The following is a 5,216-nucleotide window of genomic DNA, read 5'->3' on the forward strand; positions in this document are numbered from 1 at the left end:
ACCCCTGGCCAATCCCAAAGGTCAGGCCGGTGACAACGCCGTCAGCCAGGTTGGTTCTCCATGAGTTGCTGAAGCCGTAGCGGTAAGTGCGATCCAAAGATCGCGCAGCCCAACCGACGGCAAGCGCGCCCATGCATGCTCCAGCGGAGGCAAAGACGCACACGGCAGCACCGGCGATGGCAAGGCCCGTTAGGACTTTCCCCCCGTGGTCGTTCCACCATCTGCCCAGATCAAGCCGCCCATCAAGATCAAAGGCATTGACGGGATCGGCCGGGTAGACGTACGCATTCGGGTTGCCACCAAACACGGGGTCGACGGTCAGGAAGCGCCCGATGGACGGGGAGTACAGGCGCACGCCCATCAGCATCAAACCCGTCGAACCAGTTTCTGCTCCACGCTGATGCGCTCCGACGTGGCCGCGCCGACGGACTCGCTACCGGCGGCGGATGCGGGCACGGCGGCGAGGCCGGTCACCATCAGCGCGGCCGAGACCACGACAGCGGCAGGAAGCGCCACTCGGCGCGAGCAACCAGCAAGGAACGACGAACGCACAACAACCCCCCGTAGCGGAACAGCGCCCGGACAGTAGGCAGATCGAGCGAACAAGGTCAAACCAGGACGTAGCGGTCAACCCGTCACAGGCCCAACCGTGTCCCACCTGTGATCTTGACGCGCATCGACGCCATCGTTCCGTCTGCTCGTTCTCCCGTCCCCTGCCCAGGTCCAGCGACTCGCGGCGCCTCCTGCTGAGCGGGCTTCTGCCCGTGACGAGGCTCCCGATGCTGCTCGAACCATGTCAGCAGACATGTGCATTGTCGGCGTGCCCTGCTACCGTCGTAATCGATTGCGCTGCAACGGATTACCGGATTCTACTGGTTGATGATGGGCGGTGGTCGGTCGTGCTGTCCAGTGCCAAGATCGGCCGCTCGTCGTGGCGGTACTACCAGGACTCGGTCGCCCGGGGTGCGTGCGAGTACTACGCCGAGGCCGGCAACGCCCCGGGCCGCTGGCATGGCGTCGGCCTGTCCGAGCTCGGCCTGTCGGCGGGTGCGCGGGTGGAGGAGGCGGAGCTGGAGGCGCTGTTCGCGCGCGGCCTGCACCCGGGCACGGGTGCGTCGCTGGGGCGGGCGTGGCGCTCGGATGCGGTGACCGGGCACGACCTGACGTTCTCGGCGCCGAAGTCGGTGTCGGCGCTGTGGGTCCTTGCAGACGAAGCGACCGCGGCTCAGGTGCGTGCCGCGCATGCTGCGGCGGTGGAGGCGGCGCTGGGGTTCCTCGAGGCGCATGCGTCGTTCTCGCGTCGGGGCCGCGACGGGGTCGAGCAGATCGCCACCGCGGGGCTCGCGGCGGCGCTGTTCGAGCACACGACCTCCCGGACCGGGGATCCGCAGCTGCACACCCACGCGCTGGTGGTGAACAAGGTCCGCTGCACCGACGGAGTGTGGCGCACCATCGACGGCTACGAGGTGTTCCACCACAAGAAGGCCGCCGGCGCCATCTACCAGGCGGCGCTGCGCACCGAGCTCGCCACCCGCCTCGGCGTCGCCTTCGAACCGGTGACCGAGCACGGGCAGGCCGAGGTCTCCGGTGTCCCCGACGAACTCCTCGCCGCCTGGTCGACCCGCACCGCCGCGGTGATGGCCGACGCCATCCCCACCATCGCGGAGGCTGAGGAGGCGCTCGGGCGGCCAGTCACGGCGGCGGAGCGGGCCCGGATCGTCAAGACCGCGGTTCTCGCCACCCGCCCCCCGAAGGACCATCACGTCCCCGAGGCCGGGCTGCGGGCCCGGTGGCGGGAGCAGGCCCAGGCGCTGGGCTGGGATGCCGAGCGGATGCAGCGGTCCGCGCGCGTCGCGAGCCCCGATGGCAACGGGAACGTCCTAGCAGAGCGAAGCGCCTGGCCCGGGGCCGTCACGAGCGACGGCGCCACTGTCACGACCGCGGTCACCGAGCCCGTCAGCACCGTCACTGCCAATGGCAGCACTGTCACGGCCGCCGTCGCGACCGCGGAGGACTCCGTCACGAACTCCGTCACCACCGTCGCGAGGACCGGCGTCGCGGTGACGGACTCCGTCGTGACGGTCGGGGACTCCGTCACCGACTCCGTCACCGACTCCGTCGCGGACACCTCGAAGCAGCTATTTGCAGGTGTGGACGCCGGGGGCGACCTGACGGAGTGCGTCACAGTCTCTGTCACCAGTGCACGGGCCGAGCCGTTCGCCGTCCGGCCGTCGTGGCTCGCCGACGCGGTGACGGCGGTCGGTCGGTCGGGTGCGGTGTGGTCGGCGGCGGACCTGACGGTGCAGGTCGCAGCCCGCCTCCCCGCGACCGGACCGGGCGCTCCGCGGGATGCGCGTGAAGCGGCCGCGATGGTCGAGGCCCTCACCGCGCAGGCACTGACCGGGGCGGCGGCGGGCGCGGTTCCGCTGGGGGCGGATCCATCGGGGGTGACGGCGCGGGCATCCGATGCCCGCTACGCCTCCCGCGAAGTCGTCGACACCGAGGCAATGGTCATCGAGGCGGTGCTGGACGGGCTCCGCCCGCCGCGCCGGCTCCCCACGACCGTCCTGCACGCGACCGCCCTGGAGCGGCTGTCGCAGGAGCAGCAGGTCGCCGCGGTGCGCCTGGTGTCCTCCCGCGACCTGGTCACGGTGATGGTGGCCCCGGCGGGGGCGGGCAAGACCACCGTCCTCGGAGCGGCCGTCGCGGGCTGGACGCGGGGAGGTCAGCGGGTGCTCGCGCTGGGGCCGTCGGCTCGTGCCGCCAGCGAGCTCGCCGCATCGACCGGCGTTCAGGGGGTGACGGTGGCGCGGTTCCTGACCCAGCAGACCGCCCTCGACACCCAGCCACCCACCCGCGGCCGCCCCGGTGTCCGGGATGAGCGGCGCCTGCGGCGCGGCGACGTGCTCCTGGTGGACGAGGCCTCCATGCTCGCCACCGCCGACCTCGCCGCCCTCACCACCCGCGCACAGGCGGCGGGGGCGCGCGTGGTGCTGGTCGGCGACCCCGCCCAGATCGGCGCGATCCGCGCCCCCGGCGGGATGCTCGAGCACCTCGCCCACCTCCTCCCTTCGCGCGTCGTCGAATTGAGCGGGTTGCACCGGTTCACCCACGCCTGGGAGGCCGCGGCGACGCTTCGGCTGCGCGCCGGCGACGCACGGATCTTGCACACCTACCAGGAGCGGGACCGGATCCACCCGGCCGCGGACGGGGACGCGGCTGCGGACGCAGTGTTCGACCGCTGGCACACTGCCGTCAGCGACGGCCTTGATGCGTTGATGCTGGCCCGCGGCTGGACCGACGTGACCGCGCTGAACGCCCGCGCCCGCGCCGCCGCCATCGCCACCGGCCAGGTCACCGGCCCACCGCTGCTCACCGCCACAGCCCGCACGGCCTCCACCCACGGCCGACCCGAGACCCGCGAGTGGCGCGCGGGGGACGTCATCATGGCCAAGAAGAACACCCCGGCCCTGCGCATCGGTGCGGACCAGGTCCGCAACGGCGACCGGTTCACCGTGCTGTCCGCTACCCCCGATGGCGACGGGCTGGTCTTGGCGGATCTCGCCGGCCGCGGCCAGACGGTGCTGCCAGCCGCCTACCTCGCCCGGCATTCGGAGTACGGGTGGGCCGCGACCATCGACGCCGCCCAAGGCGCCACCACCGACATCGCGGTCACCCTCGCCCGCCCCGGCCTGGACCGCGAGCACCTCTACGTCGCCATGACCCGCGGCCGGCACGAGAACCACCTCCACACCACCCCCGGCGGCACCGAGATCGACGCCGGCCCCCACCACTCCAGTGGCCGCCCGTCGCGGGAGGTCGATGCGCTCGAGCAGCTGACCCGCGCCCTGGCCACCACCGGGCGGGAGCGCGCCGCCCACAGCCTCCTGCACCCGGCCGTCGACCAGGCCCGCGAGGCGCGGTTCGACGCCGCCGAAGCCGCCCTGCCCACCCAACCGACACCGGTTGAGCACCGCTACAACCGGGACCGCCTCGCCCGAGCCCTGGCCGACCGCGACCACCTGCGCCGACGCCTCGACGACGTCCGAGCCGACGTCGAACGCCTCGGTGCCGAAGTGGCGGAGCTGCCGGTCTGGGCGCGGCGCCGCCGACGCGACCTCACCACCACCGTGGACGCCGCACGCCGGGACGTCGACATCGTCGACGCCCACCTCGCCCGTGCTGAGGCCGCCGTCGCCAGGGCGAGCGCGACGGTCGAGGCTGACACCGCCGAGCATCTCTCATCAACGAGGGGCGCAACGGCGGAGCGGCGCGGCCGCTGGCAGCGCCGCAGCGACCGGCCCTACCGCAACCCCAACCTCGTCACCGAACCCGCCGATCCCGCCACCACTGCGGTGCGCGAGCCCGCCATCGTGGCAGCCGCGCGCGACGTCGACCGGCCGAGCGACCTGCCCCTGCACCGGCCACAGAGCCACGTCACCGTCCACGAACCGCCGGGGCGCTGACCACGCCGACCCACGCAACCCAACGCCGGGCGCGGCACCGTTCGCGACTTCCTGCGTGTCGGGGCCTCGCGGCGCGCACCTGAAGGTGGGTGCTCGTGCTGGACGGGCGCCACCAGCACCAGGGAGTACGCATGGACCGCACCGACCTCGACCACCTCCCGCCCCTGATCGACGTCCCCACCGCAGCAGCCGTCCTGGGCATCGGCCGGACCCTGGCCTACGACCTGGTCCGCACCGACCGCTTCCCCACCCCCGTGCTGCGGGTCGGCAAGCTCATCCGCATCCCCACCGCCGGGCTGCGCCGCCTCCTGGACGCCGACGCCCCCGCACTCAGCAGCGGCCGCGATACCGCCTGATTTCGGTCGCTCGCGCATCGCCCGTCGACACCGGGCGACGCAGGCGGCATCGGCGTCCAACGCTCACGGGCGACCCAGCAGTCCACGCCGTGCATTCGCAGCATGGCGTTTGAGATGTGGCGGAGCGGCGGAAGGGCTCGGCGGCGGCCCGGCATTCGGGGCCCGGCTTCCAAGACGTTCCTGGCCGTGACGGTTGAGCCGTTTGCTGTCATCCCGGGGCGCTGTTGTCCACATCGTCTGTGGTCAATCTGTGGTCAAGATCGTTTGCAGCGGCGGCAAAGCGAAAGGCCCAGGTCTGTGACCTGGGCCTTTCCACGTAGCCCCGACGGGATTCGAACCCGCGCTACCGCCTTGAGAGGGCGGCGTGCTAGGCCGCTACACAACGGGGCCGTGG

3 protein-coding genes and 1 tRNA gene are annotated in these 5,216 nt (G+C 72.4%); 2 read left to right on the forward strand and 2 right to left on the reverse strand.

Translation table 11 applies throughout. The features are described 5' to 3' along the window. Positions 1–355, reverse strand: a 355-nt coding sequence (locus tag AB7J25_RS29990; protein WP_428514650.1) for an RHS repeat-associated core domain-containing protein, incomplete at its 3' end; no start/stop codon positions are given. 544 nt (positions 356–899) lie between these two features. On the opposite strand from AB7J25_RS29990, the gene mobF reads away from it, so the two are divergent. Then, positions 900–4,466, forward strand: a complete 3,567-nt coding sequence (gene mobF, locus AB7J25_RS29995) for a MobF family relaxase (protein ID WP_428514652.1) — start codon at positions 900–902, stop codon at positions 4,464–4,466. 131 nt (positions 4,467–4,597) lie between these two features. After that, entirely contained in the window at positions 4,598–4,822 is a 225-nt protein-coding gene (locus AB7J25_RS30000) for a helix-turn-helix transcriptional regulator (protein WP_428514654.1), read from the forward strand. A gap of 317 nt (positions 4,823–5,139) precedes the next feature. Here AB7J25_RS30000 and AB7J25_RS30005 read toward each other — a convergent pair. Next, a tRNA-Glu gene (locus AB7J25_RS30005) sits at positions 5,140–5,212 on the reverse strand. Positions 5,213–5,216 lie beyond the last annotated feature (4 nt).

It is taken from the genome of Pseudonocardia sp. (genome assembly GCF_050246655.1).
Classification (GTDB): domain Bacteria; phylum Actinomycetota; class Actinomycetes; order Mycobacteriales; family Pseudonocardiaceae; genus Pseudonocardia.